Source organism: Pseudomonas tructae (genome assembly GCF_004214895.1).
GTDB classification, from domain to species: Bacteria; Pseudomonadota; Gammaproteobacteria; order Pseudomonadales; family Pseudomonadaceae; genus Aquipseudomonas; species Aquipseudomonas tructae.
In genome coordinates, this window is the sequence record NZ_CP035952.1 from 1,712,375 (window position 1) to 1,734,993 (window position 22,619).

At 60.9% G+C, this 22,619-nt stretch carries 26 protein-coding genes and 1 tRNA gene; 22 read left to right on the forward strand and 5 right to left on the reverse strand.

Features of this window, described 5'->3' with window-relative positions:
• The first annotated feature begins 270 nt into the window (after positions 1-270).
• The 18 genes from EXN22_RS07850 (at position 271) to EXN22_RS07935 (ending at position 13,963) form a co-directional block, all read left to right on the forward strand.
• The gene (locus tag EXN22_RS07850; RefSeq protein WP_130263527.1) at positions 271-744 is read left to right on the forward strand and encodes a Dps family protein; all 474 of its coding nucleotides are present in this window, start codon (positions 271-273) and stop codon (positions 742-744) included.
• A 246-nt stretch (positions 745-990) separates the two neighbouring features.
• A complete protein-coding gene (locus EXN22_RS07855) occupies positions 991-1,308 on the forward strand; it encodes a ribbon-helix-helix domain-containing protein (protein WP_233281718.1) in 318 nt (105 codons plus the stop codon).
• Positions 1,309-1,401: 93 nt separating this feature from the next.
• Positions 1,402-1,623 carry an FmdB family zinc ribbon protein gene (locus EXN22_RS07860; protein WP_130263528.1) on the forward strand — a complete coding sequence of 74 codons (222 nt, stop codon included), beginning with the start codon at positions 1,402-1,404 and terminating at the stop codon, positions 1,621-1,623.
• A 93-nt stretch (positions 1,624-1,716) separates the two neighbouring features.
• Positions 1,717-3,492, forward strand: a complete 1,776-nt coding sequence (aspS, locus tag EXN22_RS07865; RefSeq protein WP_130266775.1) for an aspartate--tRNA ligase — start codon at positions 1,717-1,719, stop codon at positions 3,490-3,492.
• A gap of 121 nt (positions 3,493-3,613) precedes the next feature.
• Entirely contained in the window at positions 3,614-4,360 is a 747-nt protein-coding gene (locus EXN22_RS07870; RefSeq protein WP_130263529.1) for a YebC/PmpR family DNA-binding transcriptional regulator, read from the forward strand.
• A gap of 170 nt (positions 4,361-4,530) precedes the next feature.
• On the forward strand, positions 4,531-5,055 hold the full coding sequence (gene ruvC / locus EXN22_RS07875; protein ID WP_130263530.1) for a crossover junction endodeoxyribonuclease RuvC: 525 nt from the start codon (positions 4,531-4,533) through the stop codon (positions 5,053-5,055).
• Between the two features lie 108 nt (positions 5,056-5,163).
• Positions 5,164-5,772 carry a Holliday junction branch migration protein RuvA gene (ruvA, locus tag EXN22_RS07880; RefSeq protein ID WP_130263531.1) on the forward strand — a complete coding sequence of 203 codons (609 nt, stop codon included), beginning with the start codon at positions 5,164-5,166 and terminating at the stop codon, positions 5,770-5,772.
• A complete protein-coding gene (ruvB, locus tag EXN22_RS07885) occupies positions 5,773-6,828 on the forward strand; it encodes a Holliday junction branch migration DNA helicase RuvB (RefSeq protein WP_130263532.1) in 1,056 nt (351 codons plus the stop codon). It abuts the gene before it with no gap.
• Positions 6,829-6,953: 125 nt separating this feature from the next.
• Positions 6,954-7,409, forward strand: a complete 456-nt coding sequence (gene ybgC, locus EXN22_RS07890) for a tol-pal system-associated acyl-CoA thioesterase (RefSeq protein ID WP_130263533.1) — start codon at positions 6,954-6,956, stop codon at positions 7,407-7,409.
• A 2-nt stretch (positions 7,410-7,411) separates the two neighbouring features.
• The gene (gene tolQ / locus EXN22_RS07895; protein ID WP_010223192.1) at positions 7,412-8,107 is read left to right on the forward strand and encodes a protein TolQ; all 696 of its coding nucleotides are present in this window, start codon (positions 7,412-7,414) and stop codon (positions 8,105-8,107) included.
• Positions 8,108-8,121: 14 nt separating this feature from the next.
• A complete protein-coding gene (gene tolR, locus EXN22_RS07900; RefSeq protein ID WP_130263534.1) occupies positions 8,122-8,574 on the forward strand; it encodes a protein TolR in 453 nt (150 codons plus the stop codon).
• Positions 8,574-9,650 (forward strand): cell envelope integrity protein TolA, encoded by a 1,077-nt coding sequence (gene tolA, locus EXN22_RS07905; protein WP_130263535.1) that lies wholly within the window; start codon positions 8,574-8,576, stop codon positions 9,648-9,650. Before tolR ends, tolA begins: the two co-directional genes overlap by 1 nt.
• Entirely contained in the window at positions 9,647-10,948 is a 1,302-nt protein-coding gene (gene tolB / locus EXN22_RS07910) for a Tol-Pal system beta propeller repeat protein TolB (RefSeq protein WP_130263536.1), read from the forward strand. The genes tolA and tolB overlap by 4 nt, the downstream gene beginning before the upstream one ends.
• A 52-nt stretch (positions 10,949-11,000) precedes the next feature.
• Positions 11,001-11,498, forward strand: a complete 498-nt coding sequence (gene pal, locus EXN22_RS07915; protein ID WP_010223188.1) for a peptidoglycan-associated lipoprotein Pal — start codon at positions 11,001-11,003, stop codon at positions 11,496-11,498.
• A 6-nt stretch (positions 11,499-11,504) separates the two neighbouring features.
• Positions 11,505-12,332, forward strand: a complete 828-nt coding sequence (ybgF, locus tag EXN22_RS07920; RefSeq protein ID WP_130263537.1) for a tol-pal system protein YbgF — start codon at positions 11,505-11,507, stop codon at positions 12,330-12,332.
• Between the two features lie 158 nt (positions 12,333-12,490).
• A complete protein-coding gene (gene queE / locus EXN22_RS07925) occupies positions 12,491-13,138 on the forward strand; it encodes a 7-carboxy-7-deazaguanine synthase QueE (RefSeq protein ID WP_130263538.1) in 648 nt (215 codons plus the stop codon).
• A gap of 13 nt (positions 13,139-13,151) precedes the next feature.
• A complete protein-coding gene (gene queC / locus EXN22_RS07930) occupies positions 13,152-13,826 on the forward strand; it encodes a 7-cyano-7-deazaguanine synthase QueC (protein WP_130263539.1) in 675 nt (224 codons plus the stop codon).
• A 61-nt stretch (positions 13,827-13,887) separates the two neighbouring features.
• Positions 13,888-13,963: transfer RNA gene (locus EXN22_RS07935), tRNA-Lys, on the forward strand.
• A gap of 165 nt (positions 13,964-14,128) precedes the next feature.
• Here the strand turns inward: EXN22_RS07935 and EXN22_RS07940 are convergent.
• Complete coding sequence (locus tag EXN22_RS07940) at positions 14,129-16,342, reverse strand: TonB-dependent receptor (protein ID WP_130263540.1); 2,214 nt, start codon at positions 16,340-16,342, stop codon at positions 14,129-14,131.
• Positions 16,343-16,471: 129 nt separating this feature from the next.
• The gene (locus EXN22_RS07945) at positions 16,472-17,725 is read right to left on the reverse strand and encodes an ankyrin repeat domain-containing protein (protein WP_130263541.1); all 1,254 of its coding nucleotides are present in this window, start codon (positions 17,723-17,725) and stop codon (positions 16,472-16,474) included.
• A 148-nt stretch (positions 17,726-17,873) separates the two neighbouring features.
• Here EXN22_RS07945 and EXN22_RS07950 point away from each other — a divergent pair, with 148 nt between their 5' ends.
• A complete protein-coding gene (locus EXN22_RS07950) occupies positions 17,874-18,332 on the forward strand; it encodes a carboxypeptidase regulatory-like domain-containing protein (protein ID WP_130263542.1) in 459 nt (152 codons plus the stop codon).
• Here EXN22_RS07950 and EXN22_RS07955 read toward each other — a convergent pair.
• A complete protein-coding gene (locus tag EXN22_RS07955) occupies positions 18,274-19,221 on the reverse strand; it encodes a DMT family transporter (protein ID WP_130263543.1) in 948 nt (315 codons plus the stop codon). The two genes, EXN22_RS07950 and EXN22_RS07955, sit on opposite strands and share 59 nt — an antisense overlap.
• A gap of 97 nt (positions 19,222-19,318) precedes the next feature.
• Here EXN22_RS07955 and EXN22_RS07960 point away from each other — a divergent pair, with 97 nt between their 5' ends.
• Both EXN22_RS07960 and EXN22_RS07965 read left to right on the forward strand, forming a co-directional pair.
• Positions 19,319-20,200, forward strand: coding sequence for a LysR family transcriptional regulator (locus EXN22_RS07960; protein ID WP_130263544.1), 882 nt, complete (start codon positions 19,319-19,321; stop codon positions 20,198-20,200).
• 48 nt (positions 20,201-20,248) lie between these two features.
• A complete protein-coding gene (locus tag EXN22_RS07965) occupies positions 20,249-20,932 on the forward strand; it encodes a peptidoglycan DD-metalloendopeptidase family protein (protein WP_130263545.1) in 684 nt (227 codons plus the stop codon).
• 6 nt (positions 20,933-20,938) lie between these two features.
• Here the strand turns inward: EXN22_RS07965 and EXN22_RS07970 are convergent, their stop codons facing one another.
• Positions 20,939-21,586 carry a TetR/AcrR family transcriptional regulator gene (locus EXN22_RS07970; RefSeq protein ID WP_130263546.1) on the reverse strand — a complete coding sequence of 216 codons (648 nt, stop codon included), beginning with the start codon at positions 21,584-21,586 and terminating at the stop codon, positions 20,939-20,941.
• A 97-nt stretch (positions 21,587-21,683) separates the two neighbouring features.
• Here EXN22_RS07970 and EXN22_RS07975 point away from each other — a divergent pair, with 97 nt between their 5' ends.
• Complete coding sequence (locus EXN22_RS07975; protein ID WP_130263547.1) at positions 21,684-22,115, forward strand: hypothetical protein; 432 nt, start codon at positions 21,684-21,686, stop codon at positions 22,113-22,115.
• Here the strand turns inward: EXN22_RS07975 and EXN22_RS07980 are convergent.
• Positions 22,102-22,512 (reverse strand): hypothetical protein, encoded by a 411-nt coding sequence (locus EXN22_RS07980; RefSeq protein ID WP_130263548.1) that lies wholly within the window; start codon positions 22,510-22,512, stop codon positions 22,102-22,104. The two genes, EXN22_RS07975 and EXN22_RS07980, sit on opposite strands and share 14 nt — an antisense overlap.
• Between the last annotated feature and the right edge of the window lie 107 nt (positions 22,513-22,619).

A 22,619-nucleotide genomic window follows, 5' to 3' on the forward strand; every position in this document is an offset into this window, starting at 1 on the left:
CACAGGAAGAGCTGACTTCACGGCGCGCACGGGGTTAAAAGGCGCAAAAACGTGAAAAAGGGTCAGCCTATGCGCCAGCGCAATGACAATCGGCGCGGGCGGCACGCCGCCTATTTAACAGCAAAGCCCCGGGCTTCTCAAATCAGCGGCCAACCGTGTGTCGCACGGCCTGCAGCCCTGTGTCGCAGGTGCGCGGCTGCAGGCGGCGAAAACTATTGGTACAGTGGTTCGGACCCGCTTGATCACAAGCATTGAGGAAAGGGGAATTGCATGGCTATTGATATCGGTATCAGTGAAGAGGATCGCAAGTCCATCGTGGATGGCTTGTCCCGCCTGCTGTCAGATACATATGTTCTTTATCTCAAGACCCACAACTTTCACTGGAACGTCACCGGTCCATCGTTTCGCACCTTGCACCTGATGTTCGAGGAGCAGTACAACGAGCTGGCCCTGGCGGTCGACTCCATTGCCGAGCGTATTCGCGCGCTGGGCTTCCCCGCTCCTGGGGCCTACTCGATCTATGCACGACTGTCCTCTATTAAAGAAGAAGAGGGGGTGCCGGCGGCCGACGAAATGATCAAGCAACTGGTCGAGGGCCAGGAAGCGGTCACCCGCACGGCGCGCAGCATTTTCCCGCTGCTCGATAAAGTCAGTGATGAACCCACCGCCGACTTGCTGACCCAGCGCATGCAGGTGCACGAAAAGACCGCGTGGATGCTGCGCTCCCTGCTTGAAGGCAAATAGAAGCCTGAGCGCTGCTCCTGCCCGGTCTTCCAGCTGAAGGCCGGGTGTTTTTTAGTGTGATGGAAGTGTTTACCGACGTTTGCAGATACCTGGCCTGTTACGGATTGAGCCTACGCGCAGAGCCTTTGCGTCTGATAGTGCAGTCTCGTTACAGGGCGCTTCATTAAGGGCATGTTCCACGGCGAGCCCCTGCTGTGGTTGTGTTTCCCTTGGATAAAGTGGTTGGGTAACAGTATGTCGGTATGGATGAATCGCCCGGGCCGTACAGGCGGCGTGCCGCACAACGGCAGCATCGACCCGTTCGCGGCCGATTTCGAAATGAACCTGGCCCAGCCGCTGTCGCGTTCGGTGCGACTCAACGGCTTTGCCACCTGCCTGCGTCTGGAACAAATCTACTGGCGCATACTTGAGCGCATCGCCAAGGCCAATCAGTGTTCGGTCAACACGGTATTGTCCTATGTCGATCGCGAGGTGCACCTGCGTCATGGTGGGGTAAAAAACTTCAGCGGCCTGGTCCGGGTGATTTGCGTGGTGTTCCTGCTCCGGCTGGAAGTGTCACGCTAGTCGGTTGCCGGGCTGCACAGCACACCTTAACCATATATAATCTCGCGTTTTAGCGCCTGAACCAGCCAGCGCTATGGTTAACGAGACACGCCTATGCCCATGTACGACTATCAATGCGCTGCCTGCGATCATCAGCTCGAAGCCCTTCAGAAGCTCAGCGCCGCGCCGCTGACCGATTGCCCGGCGTGTGAGCAGCCTGCGTTGAAGAAGCTGATCTCGGCCCCGGGGTTCCGCCTGGGCGGCACGGGCTGGTACGAAACCGACTTCAAGACCGGTGCGAAAAAGAACCTTGCAGGCGGCGACAAGGCCGACTGAGTTGATTGCACCGGCAGGGTCTTGCACTATTAGCCCTTTGTGGCGGCAAGGCCTCCACTGAACATACGAATGACGAGAAGCGAAACCACCATCATGATGCGCAGCCATTATTGCGGCCAACTGAACGAGAGCCTGGAAGGTCAGGAAATTACCCTTTGCGGATGGGTCCATCGTCGCCGCGACCACGGCGGGGTGATTTTCCTCGATATCCGTGATCGCGAAGGCATGGCCCAGGTCGTCTTCGACCCGGATCGCGCAGAAAGCTTCGCCGCCGCTGATCGCGTGCGCAGCGAATACGTGGTGCAGATCACCGGCAAGGTGCGTCTGCGTCCAGCTGGCGCGGTCAACGCCAACATGGCTTCGGGCGCCATCGAAGTGCTGGGCTACGAGCTGACCGTGCTCAACGAAGCGGAAACCCCGCCGTTCCCGCTCAACGAGTACTCCGACGTTGGCGAAGAAACCCGCCTGCGCTACCGCTTCATCGACCTGCGTCGCCCGGAGATGGCCGAGAAGCTGCGCCTGCGCTCGCGCATCACCACCAGCATCCGCCGCTTCCTCGATGAAAACGGCTTCCTCGACGTCGAAACGCCGATCCTCACCCGTGCCACCCCAGAAGGCGCGCGTGACTACCTGGTGCCAAGCCGTACCCACGCAGGCAGCTTCTTCGCTCTGCCGCAATCGCCTCAGCTGTTCAAGCAACTGCTGATGGTGGCCGGCTTCGACCGTTACTACCAGATCGCCAAGTGCTTCCGCGACGAAGACCTGCGCGCTGACCGTCAGCCGGAATTCACCCAGATCGACATCGAGACCAGCTTCCTCGATGAGTCCGAGATCATGGGCCTGACCGAAAGCATGATCCGCAAGCTGTTCAAGGAAGTCCTGGACCTGGAGTTCGGCGAATTCCCGCACATGACCTTCGAAGAAGCCATGCGCCGTTACGGTTCCGACAAGCCGGACCTGCGCAACCCGCTGGAACTGGTCGACGTTGCCGACCAGCTCAAGGAAGTCGAATTCAAAGTGTTCAGCGGCCCGGCCAACGATCCGAAGAGCCGTGTTGCCGCCCTGCGCGTGCCAGGTGGCGCGAGCATGCCGCGCAGCCGCATCGACGAGTACACCAAGTTCGTCGGCATCTACGGTGCCAAGGGCCTGGCCTACATCAAGGTCAACGAACGCGCCAAGGGTGTCGAAGGCCTGCAATCGCCGATCGTCAAGAACATCCCTGAGGCCAACCTCAATGTGATCCTCGATCGCGTTGGCGCAGTCGACGGCGATATCGTGTTCTTCGGCGCCGACAAGGCCAAGATCGTCAGCGAGGCGCTGGGCGCCCTGCGGATCAAGGTCGGTAACGATTTCAACCTGCACACCTGCGAGTGGGCCCCGATGTGGGTGGTTGACTTCCCGATGTTCGAAGAGAACGACGACGGCAGCTTCACCGCGTTGCACCACCCGTTCACCGCGCCAAAATGCAGCCCGCAAGAGCTGGAGGCCAACCCGGCCACCGCGCTGTCGCGTGCCTACGACATGGTCCTCAACGGCACCGAGCTGGGTGGCGGCTCGATCCGTATCCACCGTAAAGAGATGCAACAGGCGGTCTTCCGCCTGCTGGGCATCGAGGCGGCTGAACAGGAAGAGAAATTCGGCTTCCTGCTCGACGCCCTGAAGTTCGGTGCACCGCCGCACGGCGGCCTGGCCTTTGGCCTGGATCGTCTGGTGATGCTGATGACCGGTGCCCAGTCGATTCGCGAAGTCATTGCCTTCCCGAAAACCCAGAGCGCCGCGTGCGTCATGACCCAGGCCCCAGGCCTGGTCGACGCCAAGGCCCTGCGTGAGCTGCATATCCGTCTGCGCGAACAGCCCAAGGCTGAGTAAGCAGACCCCGGGCGCATCCACATGGATGCGCCTTTGCGTTAAGGCGCATGAATTTCAAGGTTTCGGTCGGGCGTGAGCGCGGCCGGGGCGTGGCATTGTGACAAAGGATTCGGAGTGCGTTATGGCTGGTCATTCCAAGTGGGCAAACATCAAGCACCGCAAAGAGCGCCAGGATGCCAAGCGAGGCAAGATCTTCACCAAGTGGATTCGTGAGCTGACCGTCGCCGCCAAGCAGGGCGGTGGCGATCCAGCCTCCAACCCGCGCTTGCGCCTGGCCCTGGACAAGGCGCTGGCTGCGAACATGAGCCGCGACATCATCGACCGGGCGGTTGCCCGCGGTGCTGGCACGGCCGAAGCCGATAACGTTGAAGAGCTCAGCTATGAAGGTTACGGTCCCGGTGGCGTGGCGGTGATGGTCGAGGCCATGACCGACAACCGCAACCGTACTGCGGCGGCTGTGCGTCATGCCTTCAGCAAGTGCGGCGGCAACCTGGGCACTGATGGCTCGGTGGCCTACCTGTTCGAGCGCAAGGGGCAGATCAGCTTTGCTGCGGGCATCGACGAAGATGCCCTGATGGAAGCGGCGATGGAAGCCGATGCCGATGACGTGGTCAGCAACGAAGACGGCTCGTTCGACGTGTTTACCTCGTTCAACAGCTTTTATGCTGTGCGCAATGCCCTGGAAGAGGCCGGCTTCAAGGCTGCGGACGCGGAAATCGTCATGCAGCCGACGACCAGTGCCGAGCTCGACCTGGAGGGCGCTCAAAAGGTGCTCAAGCTGATCGACATGCTTGAAGATCTGGATGACGTGCAGAACGTCTACTCCAACGCCGAAATTCCTGACGAAGTCATGGAACAGCTCGGCTAGTTTCACGTTGTTCATTTAGGTGGGAGCGAGCTTGCCTCGCGATGCGATTGGGCGGTATTGCGTAATCGCGGGGCAAGCCCGCTCCTACTGACTCGGGGCCGGATCCGCCTGCAGTTGCATTGCACCTGCGAGCCGGTCCGGCTTCTGTTTTTACTATGGCGCAAAGACGTATGACACTGATTCTTGGCATCGACCCCGGTTCGCGCATCACCGGTTACGGCGTGGTGCGCCATACTGGGCGCGGCTGTGAGTATGTGGCTTCCGGGTGCATCCGCACTGGCGCAGGGGAGCTGCCCGAGCGCTTGCAGATCGTGTTTCGCGGCGTACGCGAGATCATCCGCGAGCACGGCCCGGTGACCATGGGTATTGAGCGGGTATTCATGGCGCGCAATGCCGATTCGGCGCTCAAACTCGGCCAGGCCCGCGGCGCGGCTATCGTCGCGGCCATCGAAGAAGGCCTGGAAATCGCCGAATACAGCGCTACCCAGGTCAAACAGGCGGTCGCCGGTACTGGCGGCGCCAACAAGGAGCAGGTACAGATGATGGTCATGCATCTGCTCAAGCTGACCCAGAAACCACAGATCGATGCGTCCGACGCCCTGGCCATCGCCTTGTGCCATGCCCATACCCGTTCAAGCCTGGTGCCTCATGGCCTGGGTACGGCGCGCAGCCGCAGCGGGCGCTTGCGGCTCTGATAGCATCATCTGCTGAAACAAATTTTGCCTGGGCAATGCCATTGGCCATTGCATTTGCTGTTAGGGTTGACCGGTCGCTTGCCGGTGCCCATGAGGAAGGATCGGAACGTGATTGGACGTTTGCGCGGCACCCTGGCTGAAAAGCAGCCGCCGCACCTGATTGTCGATGTCAACGGCCTGGGCTACGAGCTCGAAGTGCCGATGACCACCCTGTACCGCCTGCCCAAGGTCGGCGAAGCAGTGACCCTGCACACCCACCTGGTGGTGCGCGAGGATGCTCACCTGCTTTATGGCTTCCATGAAAAGCGCGAGCGCGAGCTGTTTCGTGAGCTGATCCGTCTCAACGGTGTCGGTCCCAAGCTGGCCCTGGCGTTGATGTCGGGCCTGGAGGCCGACGAACTGGTACGCTGTGTCCAGGCCCAGGATGCCTCGGCCCTGGTCAAGGTGCCGGGGGTGGGTAAAAAGACCGCCGAACGGCTGATGGTCGAACTCAAGGATCGCTTCAAGGCCTGGGAAACCTCGCCGGCGATGTTTGCCCTGGTCCCCAATGGTCCATTGCCGATTGCCAGCGTCTCCAGCGCCGAGGCCGATGCCGTCAGCGCGCTGATTTCCCTGGGCTATAAACCTCAGGAAGCCAGCAAGGCGGTGGCCGCTGTGGATGCCAAGGGCCTGAGCAGCGAAGAACTGATCCGTCGCAGTCTGAAGGGAATGATCTAAGTGATTGAAGCCGATCGACTGATAACCGCCACTGGGCGCGACCGCGAAGAGGTCCAGGACCGGGCGATCCGCCCCCTGCGCCTGGCCGAGTACATTGGCCAGCCGGTGGTGCGTGAGCAGATGGACCTGTTCATCCAGGCGGCCCGTGGGCGCAACGAATCCCTCGATCACACCCTGATCTTTGGTCCTCCGGGGCTGGGCAAAACCACCTTGGCCAACATCATTGCCCAGGAAATGGGCGTTTCGATCAAGAGCACCTCGGGGCCGATCCTTGAGCGTCCGGGGGACCTGGCCGCCTTGCTGACCAACCTTGAACCGCACGATGTGCTGTTTATCGACGAAATCCACCGCCTGTCGCCGATCGTCGAGGAAGTGCTGTACCCGGCCATGGAAGACTTCCAGCTCGACATCATGATCGGCGAAGGGCCGGCTGCGCGCTCGATCAAGCTCGATCTGCCGCCGTTCACCCTGGTTGGCGCCACGACCCGCGCCGGCATGCTGACCAACCCGCTGCGTGACCGTTTCGGCATCGTCCAGCGCCTGGAGTTCTACAGCACCGACGACCTGGCAACCATTGTCAGCCGCTCCGGCGGCATTCTTGGCTTGCCCATCGAGGATGAAGGCGCCTTCGAGATCGCTCGCCGGGCCCGTGGCACGCCACGGATCGCCAACCGCCTGCTGCGGCGGGTGCGCGATTACGCCGAAGTGCGCGGCAAGGGCCACATCACCAAACCGGTTGCTGACCTTGCGTTGAACCTGCTGGACGTCGACGAGCGTGGTTTCGACCACCAGGACCGGCGCCTGCTGCTGACCATGATCGAGAAGTTCGACGGTGGCCCGGTCGGGGTCGACAGCCTGGCAGCCGCTATCAGCGAAGAGCGCCACACCATCGAGGACGTGCTCGAGCCCTATCTGATTCAGCAGGGCTACATTATGCGCACGCCACGGGGCAGGGTGGTGACCCGGCACGCCTATCTGCATTTCGGTCTGAACATTCCCAACCGCTTGGGTGAATCGATCGGTGGCGAGGGTTTTTCCGCTCAGGCCGATGAATGACAGATTTATCCAGCGTTTCTGTGGTCCTATTCGCGGGCATGCCTCAGTCACGCTGGCAATACGACATAATCGATGAAAAACAGTTGCCGGGGCGGATTGGCAAGCTGAGGAGTTAGCACTAGAGTATGCGCGCGCAAAATGAGCTGGAACCGTTCGCACATCGTTGTCGTGTCTATTACGAAGATACCGATGCCGGCGGCGTGGTGTATTACGTCAATTACCTGAAATTCATGGAACGTGCCCGCACCGAGCGGTTGCGTGACCTGGGCTTTGCCCAGTCGGCACTGGCGCAGGACAATCTGCTGTTCGTGGTCCACTCCAGCCAAGCGCGCTATCACGCGCCTGCGCGGCTGGACGACGCGTTGCGGGTTACCGCGCAAGTGCTTGAATTGAACCGCGCCAGCCTGCGCTTCGTGCAGCAGGTATGGCGTGAAAAAGATGCAACGCTGCTCTGTGAAGGGCAGTTCCTGGTGGCCTGTGTGCGCGCCGATACGTTCAAACCCCGGGCCATCCCCCAAGCGCTGCGTGCGGCTTTTGCCGAGGCGGGCGACCCGGGTACTCATTCAAATGCAGGAGATTAAGCGTGGAAGCTAACGTCGTCGACCATACCTCCATGTGGAGCCTGGTCAGCAATGCCAGCATCGTGGTGCAGCTGGTTATGCTGATTCTGGTGGCCGCATCGGTAACGTCATGGATCATGATTTTTCAGCGCAGCACCATGCTGCGCGCCGGTCGTCGTGCGCTGGACAGCTTTGAAGAGCGCTTCTGGTCGGGTATCGACCTGTCCAAGCTGTACCGTCAGGCTGGCAGCAACCCGGACCCGGATTCGGGCGTAGAGCAGGTGTTCCGTGCCGGCTTCAAGGAGTTCTCGCGTCTGCGCCAGCAGCCAGGCGTCGACCCTGACGCGGTCATGGAAGGCGTTGGCCGGGCCATGCGCGTTGCGATCTCCCGTGAGGAAGAGAAGCTTGAGCAAAGCCTGCCGTTCCTCGCTACTGTCGGCTCCACCAGCCCGTACATCGGCCTGTTCGGTACCGTCTGGGGCATCATGAACTCCTTCCGCGGCCTGGCCTCGGCCCAGCAAGCGACCCTGGCCACCGTGGCCCCGGGTATCGCCGAAGCGCTGATCGCCACTGCGATCGGTCTGTTTGCCGCGATCCCTGCGGTTATTGCCTATAACCGTTTCGCTGCCCGCAGTGAAGTCTTGATCGGCCGTTACTACACGTTTGCCGACGAGTTCCAGGCCATCCTGCACCGTAAAGTGCACACCAGCGAAGAGTGATCAGGTAAAAGCCCATGGCCCGAGTTCGCCACAAACGCAAGCCGGTCGCCGAGATGAACGTGGTGCCATACATCGACGTGATGTTGGTACTGCTGGTCATTTTCATGGTGACCGCACCGATGCTCAACCAGGGCGTGAAGGTCGACCTGCCCAAGGTTTCCAGCGAAGCCTTGCCGCAGGACAACAACGTCCAGGTCCTGACCATTTCGATCAAGGCTGACAAGACCTATTTCTGGAACCTTGGCAGTGAAGTCGACACAGACAAGCAGATGGACAAGGCCATGACCTTGCCGCAGATGACCGACGCCGTGACCAAGATCATCGCCGCCGGACGTGACCAGGGCAAGCAGACCCAGGTCTTCATCCGTGGCGACAAATCCGTCGACTACGGCGCGGTCATGGGTGCCATGGGCGGGTTGCAGAAGGCAGGTGTCGGTAACGTTGGCCTGATTACCGAGGCGCCCTGATGCAACAGCGAGAGCCATCCGCCTCGGAAAGCTATTTCTGGCCCAGTGTCTGGGCCATTGCGCTGCACGTTCTGGTGTTCGGCATGCTGTTCGTCAGTTTTGCCATGACCCCGGAATTGCCGCCGGCCAAGCCTATCGTCCAGGCAACCCTGTACCAGCTCAAGTCCAAGAGTCAGGCCACCACCCAGACCAATCAGAAGATTGCCGGGGAAGCCAAGAAGACCGCTTCGCGTCAAACCGAAGAAGAACAGATGGAACAGAAGAAGGTCGAGCAGCAGGCAGTGAAAGCTGCGGAACAAAAGAAGGAAGAAGCGGCTCAAAAGGCCGAAGAGGCACGCGCCGAAGCCGAAGCGAAAAAAGCCGAGCAGGCCGAGAAGGCCGAGCAAGCGAAGAAAACCGCTGAGGCCAAGAAAGCCGAAGAGGCGAAAAAGGCTACTGAGAAGCAACAGGCCGACATCGCCAAGAAGAAGGCTGAAGAGGAAGCCAAGAAAAAGGCTGACGAAGAAGCCAAGAAGCAGGCGGCTGAAGAGGCCAAGAAAAAAGCAGCCGAGGACGCCAAGAAGAAGGCGGCCGAGGATGCCAAGAAAAAAGCAACGGCTGAAGAAGCGAAGAAGAAAGCCGCTGAAGACGCCAAGAAGAAAGCTGCAGCAGATGCGGCCAAGAAGAAGGCTCAGGATGCAGCCCGCAAGGCGGCGGAAGACAAGAAAGCCCAGGCCCTGGCCGAGCTTCTGTCCGATACCACCGAACGGCAGCAGGCCCTGGCTGACGAGCAGGGTGATCAGGTAGCCGGCGATTTCGACGATCTGATTCGTGCACGTGCGGCCGAAGGCTGGGCGCGTCCGCCTTCTGCGCGCAAGAACATGACGGTGGTCCTGCAGATCGGCATGTTGCCCGATGGCACCATTACCTCGGTGAGCGTGGCCCGCTCCAGTGGTGACGGTCCGTTTGACAGCTCGGCTGTGGCAGCGGTCAAGAACATTGGTCGATTAACTGAAATGCAGGGCTTGAAACCGAGCGAATTCAATCCCTATCGTTCATTCAAGATGACATTCACACCTGAGGATCTAGCCTTGTGATTAACCTTCTTCGAGGACTGCTGGTCGTTCTCTGCTGTGCAGCAGGGTTGGCCGTAGCAGATGAAAAGAACATTCTGGTCACCAGCGGCAGCGATCGCGCCACGCCGATCGCCGTCGTGCCGTTCGGTCTGCAGGGCGGCAGCGTGCTGCCCGAAGACATGGCAGACATCATCGGTAATGACCTGCGCAACTCCGGTTATTACTCGCCCATCCCGCGGCAGAACATGATCAGCCAGCCAAGCCAGGCCAGCGAAGTGATCTTCCGGGACTGGAAAGCCCTGGGTGCCCAGTACATCATGGTCGGCAGCATCGTCCCTTCGGGCGGTCGCCTGCAGGTGCAGTACGCCCTGTTCAACGTCGCCACCGAGCAGCAAGTGCTGACCGGCAGCGTCTCGGGCAGTGTCGATCAACTGCGCGACATGTCCCACTACATCGCTGACCAGTCGTTCGAGAAGCTCACCGGCATCAAGGGTGCGTTCTCTACCCGCATGCTCTACGTGACTGCCGAGCGCTTTTCGACCAACAACACCCGTTACACCCTGCAACGTTCGGACTACGACGGTGCCCGCGCGGTAACCCTGCTGCAATCGCGTGAGCCGATCCTGTCGCCGCGTTTTGCACCCGATGGCAAGCGCATTGCCTACGTGTCGTTCGAGCAGAAGCGTCCGCGCATCTTCGTTCAGCACATCGACACCGGTCGCCGTGAGCAGATCACCAACTTCGAAGGCCTCAACGGTGCACCCGCCTGGTCGCCCGACGGTTCGCGCCTGGCGTTCGTGCTGTCCAAGGACGGCAACCCGGATATCTACGTGATGAACATGGGTTCGCGCCAGCTGTCGCGTGTGACTGCTGGCCCGGGTATCAACACCGAACCGTTCTGGGGTAAAGATGGCTCGACCATCTACTTCACCTCCGACCGCGGTGGCAAACCACAGATCTACAAAACCAATGTTTCCGGCGGTGGTGCAGAGCGGGTAACTTTTGTGGGTAACTACAACGCCAACCCTAAACTGTCGGCGGATGAAAAGACCCTGGTGATGATTCATCGCCAACAAGGTTTCACCAACTTCAAAGTGGCTGCACAAGATTTGCAGCGTGGCAGTGTAAAGATTCTCTCCGAGACAAGTCTTGATGAGTCACCCACTGTTGCGCCCAACGGCACCATGCTAATCTACGCCACCCGCCAGCAGGGCCGGGGAGTCTTGATGCTCGTGTCTCTCAACGGACGCGTGAGGCTCCCGCTTCCTACCGCTCAAGGCGAAGTCAGAGAACCGTCCTGGTCCCCTTACCTGAACTGACGCGGCGCTTTACGTTGTACTTAACACACTGGGGTTCATTAGGAGTTTCACGATGGAAATGCTGAAGTTTGGTAAGTTTGCTGCGCTGGCTCTGGCCATGGCCGTAGCTGTAGGTTGCTCCTCCAAAGGCGGTGACGACGCTGGCCAAGGCCAAGTCGACCCTAACGCTGGCTACGGTGCCAACACTGGCGCTGTTGACGGCAGCCTGAGCGAAGAAGCTGCTCTGCGCGCAATCACCACCTTCTACTTCGAATACGACAGCTCGGACCTGAAGCCAGAAGCCATGCGCGCTCTGGACGTTCATGCCAAGGACCTGAAAGGCAACGGCGCTCGCGTCGTGCTGGAAGGTAACACCGACGAGCGTGGTACTCGCGAATACAACATGGCTCTGGGCGAGCGTCGTGCGAAAGCCGTTCAACGCTACCTGGTACTGCAAGGCGTTTCTCCTGCCCAACTGGAACTGGTTTCCTACGGCGAAGAGCGTCCAGTTGCTACCGGTAACGACGAGCAGTCCTGGGCTCAGAACCGTCGCGTCGAACTGCGTAAGTAATTCGATATGCGAACGTGCCGTCGTGCTGTAACCGTCCTGGCTCTCACCCTGCCTCTCATGGCCTGGGCTGAGGTTCCTGTTGTTGATGACAACGCAGGCTATAGCGGCGCAAGCAGCTATCCGCCCGCGGGTTATGGTACGAACGGCGCCTATGCCGGGGGAGGGGTTACGGCCCCTGCCTCGGCACAGGGCCAGCTGTTCATGCAACTGCAGCAAATGCAGGAGCAGATTGCGCGGCAACAAGGCATCATTGAAGAGTTGCAAAATGATGTGTCACGCATGAAACAGGAGAGCCTGGAGCGTTACCAGGACCTGGATCGGCGTATCGGAAGCGGTGTTGCACCTGCCGCCACTCCTACCAATTCCCCAGCCGGTGGCGAAGCCGCTGCCGGTGCTGCTGCAGGCGCCGCAGGCGCGGCCACTGGCCAACAACCTGCTGCCAGCAGCGAACCTGGCGATCCGGCGAAAGAGAAGCTCTACTACGATGCTGCTTTCGACCTGATCAAAGCCAAGGATTTCGACAAGGCCAGCCAGGCGTTCAACGCCTTCCTGCGCAAGTACCCGAACAGCCAGTACGCCGGCAATGCCCAGTACTGGCTCGGTGAAGTCAACCTGGCCAAGGGTGACCTGCAAGGCGCAGGGCAGGCCTTCGCCAAGGTCAGTCAGCTGTATCCCAAGCACAACAAGGTGCCGGATTCGCTGTACAAGCTGGCCGACGTAGAGCGCCGCCTGGGTCATACCGACCGGGTCAAGGGCATTCTCCAGCAGGTGGTCACCCAGTACCCGGGGACCTCGGCTGCACAACTGGCCCAGCGCGACCTGCAAAAGCTCTGAGGCAATCGCCTTAAAAGAAACCCGCGCTAGTCGCGGGTTTTTTCGTTAGAATCACTGCCCTTTTATGAAACACGCTGCTGCGAACTACGCGATGACGGGTTTGCAGCGGTGCCTGACGGAGGCGGACAGCCTGTTTAGCTGTTACGCCCGTGGCGACTATGCAAGACACATTACGCATCACCGAAGTTTTTTACTCTTTGCAGGGTGAAACGCGTACCGCTGGGCTGCCCACGGTATTCGTCCGCCTGACCGGCTGCCCGCTGCGTTGCCAGTACTGCGACAGCGAATACGCCTTCAGCGGCGGCAGCATTCGCACCCTCGATTCGATCCTCGAACAGGTCGCCGGATTTCGTCCGCGCTATGTCTGCGTCACCGGTGGTGAGCCGCTGGCCCAGCCCAATGCCATTGCGTTGCTCAAGCAACTGTGTGACGCCGGTTACGACGTTTCGTTGGAAACCAGCGGCGCCCTGGATATTTCCAAAGTCGACACCCGGGTCAGTCGCGTGGTCGACCTGAAAACCCCAGGTTCCGAGGAAGTGCACCGCAACCGTTACGAGAACATCGAACTGCTGACCCGCAACGATCAGGTCAAGTTCGTTATCTGTTCTCGTGAAGACTACGACTGGGCGGTGTCCAAACTCATTCAGTACGGCCTGGAAAAACGTGCGGGCGAAGTATTGTTCTCGCCCAGCCACCACCAGGTGAGTGCCACGGACCTGGCCGACTGGATCGTGGCCGATAATTTGCCGGTTCGCTTTCAGATGCAGTTGCACAAGCTGCTGTGGAACGACGAGCCGGGACGCTGACAGGAGTGATGCAATGACAGACAAACGTGCGGTAATTCTGCTTTCCGGCGGCCTGGACTCGGCCACTGTAGTCGCCATGGCCAAGGCCGAAGGCTACAGCTGCTACACCATGAGCTTCGACTATGGCCAGCGCCATCGCGCCGAGCTCAATGCTGCGGCGCGGGTTGCCCGCGACCAGGGCGTGGTCGAGCACAAGGTCATTGGCCTGAACCTGGACGGTATCGGTGGTTCGGCCCTGACCGACAGCAGCATCGATGTGCCTGAGGCGCCGAGCGAAGGCATTCCGGTAACTTATGTGCCGGCGCGCAACACGGTGTTTCTGTCCCTGGCCCTGGGCTGGGCAGAGGTGCTTGAAGCCCGCGATATCTTTATCGGCGTCAATGCGGTGGATTACTCCGGTTACCCGGATTGCCGTCCGGAGTTTGTCGAAGCCTTCGAGCGCATGGCCAACCTGGCCACCAAGGCCGGTGTCGAAGGCAACGGCTTCCGCATCCAGGCACCGCTGCAGAACATGAGCAAGGCGCAGATCGTCCAGGCCGGCATGGCTCGCGGCGTTGACTACAGCCTGACGGTTTCTTGCTATCAGGCCGACGATGAAGGCCGTGCCTGCGGTAAATGCGACAGCTGCCGCCTGCGTGCTGACGGCTTCAAAGCCGCCGGTGTAGAGGACCCAACCCGATATTTTTAAATTATTTTGCGATGGGGTGTTGATTTCCTGTTAGAAATCAGTATTATACGCGCCATCAGACGGGTCGTTAGCTCAGTTGGTAGAGCAGTTGGCTTTTAACCAATTGGTCGTAGGTTCGAATCCTACACGACCCACCATACGCTGTAAGAGAAAGCCCGCGTCCTGCAAAGGTCGCGGGCTTTTTCGTTTGCGCTGAATTTTTTGTGGGAGCGGGCTTGCCCTGCGATGCGATGTGGCTGACAGAATGCCATCGCGGGTCAAACCCGCTCCCACACGATCGCTAGCAAGCCCGCGCTAACCCATTAGAACGCGTAGGTCGCCGAAAGAATCGCCGAACGCGCATCGCCATACTCAATCGCCGAAGAGCGTGCGTCAGTACCGTTCTGCTGGCGCACACGCTCGACGTAGTCCTTGTCGAACAGGTTGTTGACGTTCAACTGCAGATCCAGGTCTTCGTTGACCCGGTACGCAACCATGGCGTTGTGCAGCCAGTAGGCGTCGAGCTTGGCGCGGGTGCTGGAGGTCACGTTGCGTTCGCTGACGTAGCGTGCGCCGTAGCCCAGGGTCCAGCCAGCCGGCAACTCGTAGGTGGTCCACAGGTTCAGCGAGCGCGGCGGCGTGTTGCCCAGGGCTTGGCTTTCACGGGCAATGCCGGCTGCGGTGTTGGCGGCCTTGAGGGTCTCGCTGTCGAGGAAGGTGTAGTTGGCGAACACATCCCACTGCTCAGTGATATGCCCGGTGACACCCACTTCCACGCCCTGGACGCGCTGCTTGCCGGCCAGTTGGGTCGAGCCGTCGGCCATGGTTTCGCGGGCGTTGGTCTTCTCTACGCGAAACACGGCCGCGTCCAGTTCCAGGCGCTTGTCCAGCAACTCCCATTTGGTCCCCAGCTCCCAGGTTTCGTTTTTCTCCGGGGCGAGGTTTTCGGTGGCAGCGCTCAAGCCGGCGCCAGTGGAAGCCAGGCTTTCCGCCGAAGGGTTGAACGAGTTGCCCCACGCCAGGTAGATACGGCCGTTCTCGGTGGGCTTGTAAACCAGCCCGGCACGGCCACTGAGTTTCTCGTCAGTGGACTCGAAGTCGGAGGTGCGCACCTGGGCGGCATCGTAACCCTTGGCCTGGCCTTTGAATTTGTCATAGCGCAGGCCCAGGTTCAGGTCCCATTGCTCGTGCAGGGCAATGGTGTCGAACACATACAGCGCCTGGTTGGTAAGCTCGGTGTCGGTGTAGCTGCTGGTGGCTTTGTTGGCCGGGCCCGACCAGTGCCCCGGCGGGTTGCTCAGGTCGTAGCCGTTGGCCGGATAGAGCGCGTTGCTCAGCCCGTAGCCGTAGGTTTTCAGGTCCATGGTCTCGCGTGAGATTTCCATGCCGGTGACCAGGTCGTGGCGCATGCCCAGCAGGTTGAAGTTGCTGATCAGGTTGGTCTGGTTGATCAGCATTTCGGTGGTCGCGTCACGGCCGTAGGCCTGGGGGCCGGCTGGGCGGTACCGGCCAGGTGGAACGCCGGTGGTGTTGACGTGGGACGCCGACACCGTGGTGTCACGGGCGATATGGCTGTAGCGGGTCAGATTCTGCAGGCGCAGATTGTCGTTGAAGTCGTGCTCGAAGTTGGCGGTGAACGAGCTTTGCTCGATCTCTTCCTTGTCGAGGTTCTTCCAGCCGAAATAATCCTCACGACTCACGCCGGCCAGGCGTTTGCCGTCCAGGGCCGGTACGCCGTAGTCGGGCAGGTTGTCGTCAACCTGGTGAAAGGCGCTCAGGGTCAGGCGCGTGGACTCGTTCAAGCCCAGGCGCAACGACGGGGCGAGCCCCCAGCGCTCACGGTCGATCTGTTCGCGGCCGGCGACATCGTTCTGATGGCCCATGAGGTTGATGCGAAACGCGCTGTCCTGGCCTACGCCGTCCAGTGGCTGGTTGCTGTCCAGGGTCATGCGGTAATAGTTGTCGGTGCCGACGCTGCCGCCCAGACGGGTAAAGGCCTGGTTCTGGGGCTGCTTGCTGATGATGTTGATGCTGCCGCCGGTGGTGCCGGCGCCACCGAATACCGAGTTGGGGCCCTTGATGACCTCGACCTGCTCGATGTTGAAGGTGTCGGTACGGTTGGTCTGGGCGCTGTCGCGCAAGCCGTCGATCTGGATGTTGCTGTTGGCCGAGAAGCCGCGGATGTTGATGCTGTCGCCCGAACCGCCACCGCCTTCGCCGGCGTTGAAGGTGATGCCGGAGACGTTCGAGAGTACCTGGCGCAAGCTCAGGGCCTGCTGCTCCTTGATCAATTGGGCGGGCACGACGGTGATGGTCTGCGGGGTGTCGAGCAGCGAGGTTGCATATTTGCTGGAGGCCGAGCGTTCGGTCTTGTAGTCACCGCTGGCCTGGGCATCGATGTTGATGTTGCCAAGCTCCAGGGGCGTGCTGGAAGACTTCTCGGCAAGTGAATAGCTCGATGCCGAGGCGACGGCAAGGCCCAGCGCTGAGGCCATGAGTGAGTGAGAGGAACGGTTGCGGGCGAGTTCGCAAGTCATTGTAGGGGGCACCCAAGGAAATAAATGCAAGTGTTTATGAGAATTATTAGCAGTTACAAACTGATGATAATCGCTCGACTTGCATTCCTTTCGGTAATAGGTGTTTCTTAATATTTCGTTACCCGTGCTTCAGCGCAGCAGCCTGCGGGACAAGGTGTCGATGCGCTCGGCTTCGGCCAGATAATCTGCGGCACTGAGATTGCTGAACAACTTGCCGGCCTTGACCCGCTTGGCGTCACGACGCAGTTGCTCGGCGCGTTCACGCAGCGCCTGGTGCAACGCCTGGGCGCTGTCCGGTGAGGTTTCCAGCAGTGGCCTGGCCATGATCTCGGCGCTGTCCAGGTGGCCCTGGGCTGCGGCGCGGAGCACGGCGTTGGGGTTGCTGTGGGCACCCTTGTCGAGCAAGCGCAAGGCCAGAGCCGGGGTCACCTGGGCTGCGCCAATCAGCAGGGTGTCGGCTTGCACGGGAATGCCCTGGTCGAGCAACCAGTCGGCGGCCTCCAGGTGCCCACGCTGCAGGCAGCACTCCAGGCTGGTGTTGTGCCCGCGCAGGGGCTCGGCCAAGTCGCAACCGGCTTGTCGCAACGCGTGCAGGCGTTGGATATCACCCTTTTCGGCGGCATCGAGCATGGCCAGCTGGCGCAGGCGTGGCTGGGCGGCGAGGCTGCCATCGGCCAGGGCCGGGCGCCAGTCAAGGATGCGCTGGCGCAGTAGCGCCTCCAGGCGGGCCTTCAGGGCCACCCCCGGCTCACCGGCAGTGTCCAGTTCATCCAGTGCTTCAAGCAACTCGCCGGCGCTGCTGTACTCGGTCGCAGGATCGAAAGGGTCTTCTTCATAGACAAGCTCGCGGAACAGCGCGCCGACATCATCGGCCAGGCGCGCGAGGCTGTCGTGGTGCAGGCTGCCCGTCCAGGCTGGCGGCAGCCCGCGGCTCCAGGCGATCACTGCGCCGTGGTCAGGGCCTGGGGTGACACAGACGTAAAGGCGCTCCAGGTACTCGAAGCCGCCGAATGGCAGGTAGTCGAGCTTGCCACTCCACTCAAGGCCTTGCTCCACCGCCGCTTGTTCGGCTTGTACCCGCTCATGCTCGATCCAGCCCCACAGATCGTGGTAGCCATCACTGTCGGGATAGAACAATTCGCTGAAGGAGAAGGGGTGACGGTGGCCGTCGTAATCCACCTGCAGGTCATAGCCGACGCGGCCGCCAAGGCAGGTTTGCCACAACTGCAGCAAGCCCTGGGGCACGGGGCCGGCCAGGTGGGCTTCGAGCCGGGCCAGGGTGGCCGGGTCGATGGGGGGTTGGCTGTCAAAGATCACGCAACCTTCAAACAGGGCCAGTTTATGGGCCTGCATCAGCTGGCGTTCGGCGGGGGAGAGTTCCATTCGTGGTCCACCTTCGGGTTGGGGCGCAGACTGTACCACGCGCAAAAGCGCCCATTGTATTGCTCAGTACGCTCACGCCGAATCGTTCTAAAGGCGCGGGGGCAGAGGGGTAAAATGGAGGGGTCGATGTAGCGTGGGAGTCATGGCAATGAAACCCTTCAGCACACTCGCATTGGTCACCAGCCTGGGCGCGCTGCTGATGGGCTGGCCCAGCCAGGGGCTTCAGGCTGGCCAGTATCAGGAGCCAGTGGATATGTCTGCCGTGCAACTGCAACCCCAGCAGAAGAATGGCGTGAGTTATGTTACCGGCGGCATCGGAGTCGATGAGTCGCGCGCCATTGAGCAAATCCAGGGCTACAACCTGCACCTGACCTTCTCCTCTGGCCCGGAAAACAAGTACGTGCCGGATGTTGATCTGACACTCCAGGGCGCGCAGGGGCAAGCTGTACTGCAACTGAGTCAGGTCGGGCCCATAGTGTTGGTCAAGCTGCCAGCGGGCAAGTACAGCGTGGTGGCCAGCCGCAATGGCGAGCAACAACGGGCTGCGGTCACTCTCGTTCCGGGTCAGGTCGGCACGTTGAACCTGCACTGGAAACAGGAGAACTGAGCGTCGCCTTCTCCCGGTTGATGAGCAGGATGCCGAGGATCACCAGGGCGCCGCCGAGCATCATTGGCGTGGTCAGGCGTTCGCCCAGCAGCAGGGCGCCGGCGGCCACGGCGGTCAGCGGGTTGAGGGCGATGAAGCTGCCAGCCCGGGTCGCGCCAATGGTGCTGATGGCGTCGTAGTACAGCACGTACGCCAAGGCTGAACCCAGCGCCCCCAGGTATACCAGGCTTGCCAGGTCGCGCGCCGACAGCAGGCGCAGTGCGCTTATGCTCAGGCTGCCAGTGACCAGGGCGTGCACGCCGAGCATCGCCGCTCCGGCGAATACCGCATAGGTCACGGTAGGCAACGCGCCAATCTGTTTCACCAGGTGTGTGCAGAACACACTGAAGATCACCCAGCTCAGCACGCAGCCGAAAATCAACGCATCGCCGATCCAGTTGCCTTGGCCGATCGCCCCGGGTGCCCTGGCCAGCACCACTGCGGCGGCGCCCAGCAGGCATAGTGCGACACCGAGCAGTTGGGCCCGGTCAAGGCGTTGTCTGAAGCACAGGTAGGCGACGAGCGCCATCACGGCAGGGTTGGTCGCCACGATCAGTGAGGCTCTCGAAGCATCGGTGTAGTGCAGGCCATGGAAGAAGAACAGGGTGTAGGCATAGATGCCGGAAAAACCCAGGCCGGCGATCTGCAGGGCCTGGACGGTGTTTACCCGGACCAGGCCTTGCTTTAGGAGCAGGAAGATCAGCAGCACCAGGCTCGCCAAGGCAAAGCGTAGGCTACCGAGCAACAGCGGATCCAGACCGCTGGCAAGGACACGGCCGGCGACGAACGTACCGCCCCAGATCATCGAGACCAGCGCGAGTTTCAGGTAGGTGCAAAGGTTGGATGGCATGGGTGGCCCTGGCTGACGACGATCAACGAATTCGCCATACTTGTCCGAATGCCGACTCATAAGGAAATGAGCAATCGCTCATGGGGTGTTGCTGTCGATGACCTTGACCCAGCTGGAGATTTTCGCCGTCGTTGCCGCGCGCCAAAGTTTCACCCTGGCGGCTGCGCAACTGAACATCTCGCAATCCGGTGTGTCCCACGCCATTCGCGCCCTGGAGCAGGAACTGGGTGTGGCCTTGTTCGAGCGTCGACAGGCGCGGATCGAACTCAGCGACATTGGCACGCGCCTGCTGCAGCGAGCGCAGGCCATGCTCGGCCTGGCCGAGACCATGCGCCAGGAAGCGCTGGATGCACGGGGGATGAAGCAGGGTACGCTGCGTATCGGCTCGTTCGGGCCGACGGCCTCGGTGCGCTTGCTACCGGCGATCCTGGCGGCCTACCGCCGGGCGTATCCCGGTATCGAGGTGCATGTCGACGAGGGCCCGGATCACCTGGTGCGGCAATGGTTGCTGGAGCGGCGTATCGATGTCGGCTTTGTGGTGCTGCCCGAAGAGCCGTTCGACACCTACCCGCTGCTGGAAGATCAAATGCTCGCCCTGATACCCAATGACCATTGCTTGACGCAGCAGCCTGCTGTGCGCCTCGAACAGCTCTGCCGCGACCCGTTCGTGCTGACTGAAGCCGGTTCCGCCGAAATCGTTTCGCGCTTGTTTGTCGCCGCCAAACTACAGCCGCGCATTCGTTATCGCACCTCGCAACTGCTCAGCACCCTGGCAATGGTTGCCCGTGGCGAAGGGCTGAGCATCGTCGCCGAATCGTCCCTGCCGCTGGGCGCGGCCCGGGATCTGGCCTTGCGTCCGCTCGATCCGCCGGTCAAACGCACGGTCGGCCTGGCGGTTGTCGATGAGCGCATCATCTCGCCAGCGACCCGGGCGTTCATTGAACTTGCACGGACTTTGCCGCGTAACGCTGCGGACTGATTTATAGTAGGCGCCTTGTCAATAGCGTCTCCGGGAAAAGGAAGTGGTGTGTTTTTCAGGTTTGTTCTGATCGCCGTAATGTTGGCGATGTCCGCATGTAGCTCACATTCCCCATCCCCCGCTGTCTCCGCCAACAAAGTCGCGGCGGGCACCTACAAGGTCAAGCGCGGCGATACCTTGTATTCGATTGCCTCGCGCCATGGCTGGAGCTTCAAGGAGCTGGCGCGCTATAACGGCATCAGTGCGCCCTATGCCGTGAATGTCGGCCAGACCATCCGCTTTGGCGGTGCGAAAACCACCACGCAGACCCGCACCAGTACGGCCAGCAAGGCGCGGCCGGTGGCTGCGACCACCAAGGTCACCCTGAGTGGTTGGGCATGGCCGATACAGGGCACGGTGATCCGCCGCTTCTCGTCCGCCGACAAGCTCAACAAGGGCATTCGCATCGCCGCCACCCAGGGCCAGCCGGTATTCGCAAGCCTGGCCGGCAAGGTGGCGTTCGCGGTGAACATCCGCGGTTATGGCAACCTGATCATCCTGCAGCACGGCACCTCGCATGCCAGCGTCTATGGCCACAACAGCAAGCTGTTGGTCAAGGAAGGCCAGACCGTCAGCAAGGGCCAGAAGATCGCCGAAGCCGGCGACCTGGACACCGACCGTGTGCAGCTGTACTTCGAGATCCGTCAGAACGGCAAGCCCATCGACCCGCTCAGTGTACTGCCGGCGTCTTGAGGGTGTTCAGGCGGTGCCTTGCAGGTACTGGGCGATGATCTTTACGCTCAGTTGCAGGCGCTGTTCGATGAGGGCCGGGGCCGGGGTGTAGTCCGGCATGCTGACGGCCTTGAGGAACAGGTCGGCCTTGAGCATTTCCAGGAACTGGCAGGCGATCACGCCCAGGGTTTCAATATCGGTCTGAACGTCTTCCAGCTGCGCCAGCCGTGCCGCCAGCAACTGGTAACTGCGCTCGGGCCCCAGCCTGTAGAAGGCCTCGCCGATTTTGGGCAAGCGCGGTGCCTCGGCCACGACCAGGCGGTACAGGCCGATAGTGCGCGGGGCCAGCAGGCTTTGGACGAACCGCCGACCGTAGTGCTCGAGCACGCCGTGGATCGAGTCTTGCGGTGCTGTGCCTTCGCCAGGGGCCTGGAAGATCTCTTCGATCATGCGCTCGATCACGGCGGCGAACAGGCCTTCCTTGCCGCCGAACGAGCTGTACAGCGTTCCCCGTGAGCCACCGGCCTGATCGATGATCATGTCCAGGGTGGTGCCTTCGAAGCCGTGTTCGAGAAAGGTCAGGGTGGCTGCTTCGATCAGCGCATGACGGCGCTGGCGCCCCCGTTCAGTCAGGCGCGGGCTGGCCTTGGTGGCCTTTTGTGCTGCTGTGCTCATCGATGATGTCCGTTGCTTAACGAGAGCTTTTCTCGTTTGAGTTGATCTTTGTCGATTAAAGTGTATCGTACAGTACAGTATTAAATCGAGGTGTGCGATGAAACTCAACGAATTGGTTCTGTTCGATGCCGGGGAATTTCCGCTGGTTCACGTCACGTCCATGCCCGCGTGTCTGGAGGAGGTGGAGCGCTGGATTATCGAGGTTGAAGCGCTGCTGCTGATCAAGCGCGAGTTTGTTCTGGTCTATCCGCCATTGCCGCCGCCTGAGGAGGAGGACCTGCAAGCGCGCAAGCGCCTGGTGTTATGGCTCAAGGTACACCGGCAGTGGCTGGCATCGCTGTGCCGGGGAATGGTCCTGACGGCAACTGAGCAGCCGGGCAACCTTGCCCAGCTGACCGGCTTGGCGCCGGTGCTGGCGGCGGTGTATGGCGTGCCGGTGCAGGCCGTGCCGGGAGCGGCACTGGCCCATAACCTGGCCTTGAGCCTGCTTACCACAGGTCATCGTGCAACTACACCTATTGATACTTGATGACGATGCCTTTGAGCTTGCGGCCTTCGATGGTGCGGATGTCGCGGTCCCACAACGGGCCACTGACATAGGCTGACACCGGCTGGATGCGGTCATAGACCACCACCACCGCATCGCCACCAATGCTGGCGGCCTGCTCGCGCAGTTTTTGCTCGACTTCGCTGATGGGCGGTGGCGGCTCGACGCTGGCATCGACGACGATTTCACCCAGGCGGGCATGAGGCCGGGTCGGCTCGCTGCGCAGCACTTCGACAGTGGCGGCATTGGTGGGCGCGGCATGGGGCGCACCGACATATTCGGTGGTGCGCGCATCGATGTTGGCGCAACCGGCAAGGGCCAGCAGCACTGCGCCAAGCAAGCAGTGCCGACCTGGGTAACGCTTGAGAGCTGAGATCATCCTTCGATTCCCTCCGAAGCCTGTGAGGTACTGAAACAAAGACTTCACTGAAAATAGCCGTAATTGAGTCAGCCGCAAGGCGGTGCAAGGAAAAGAAGGATGTTTGT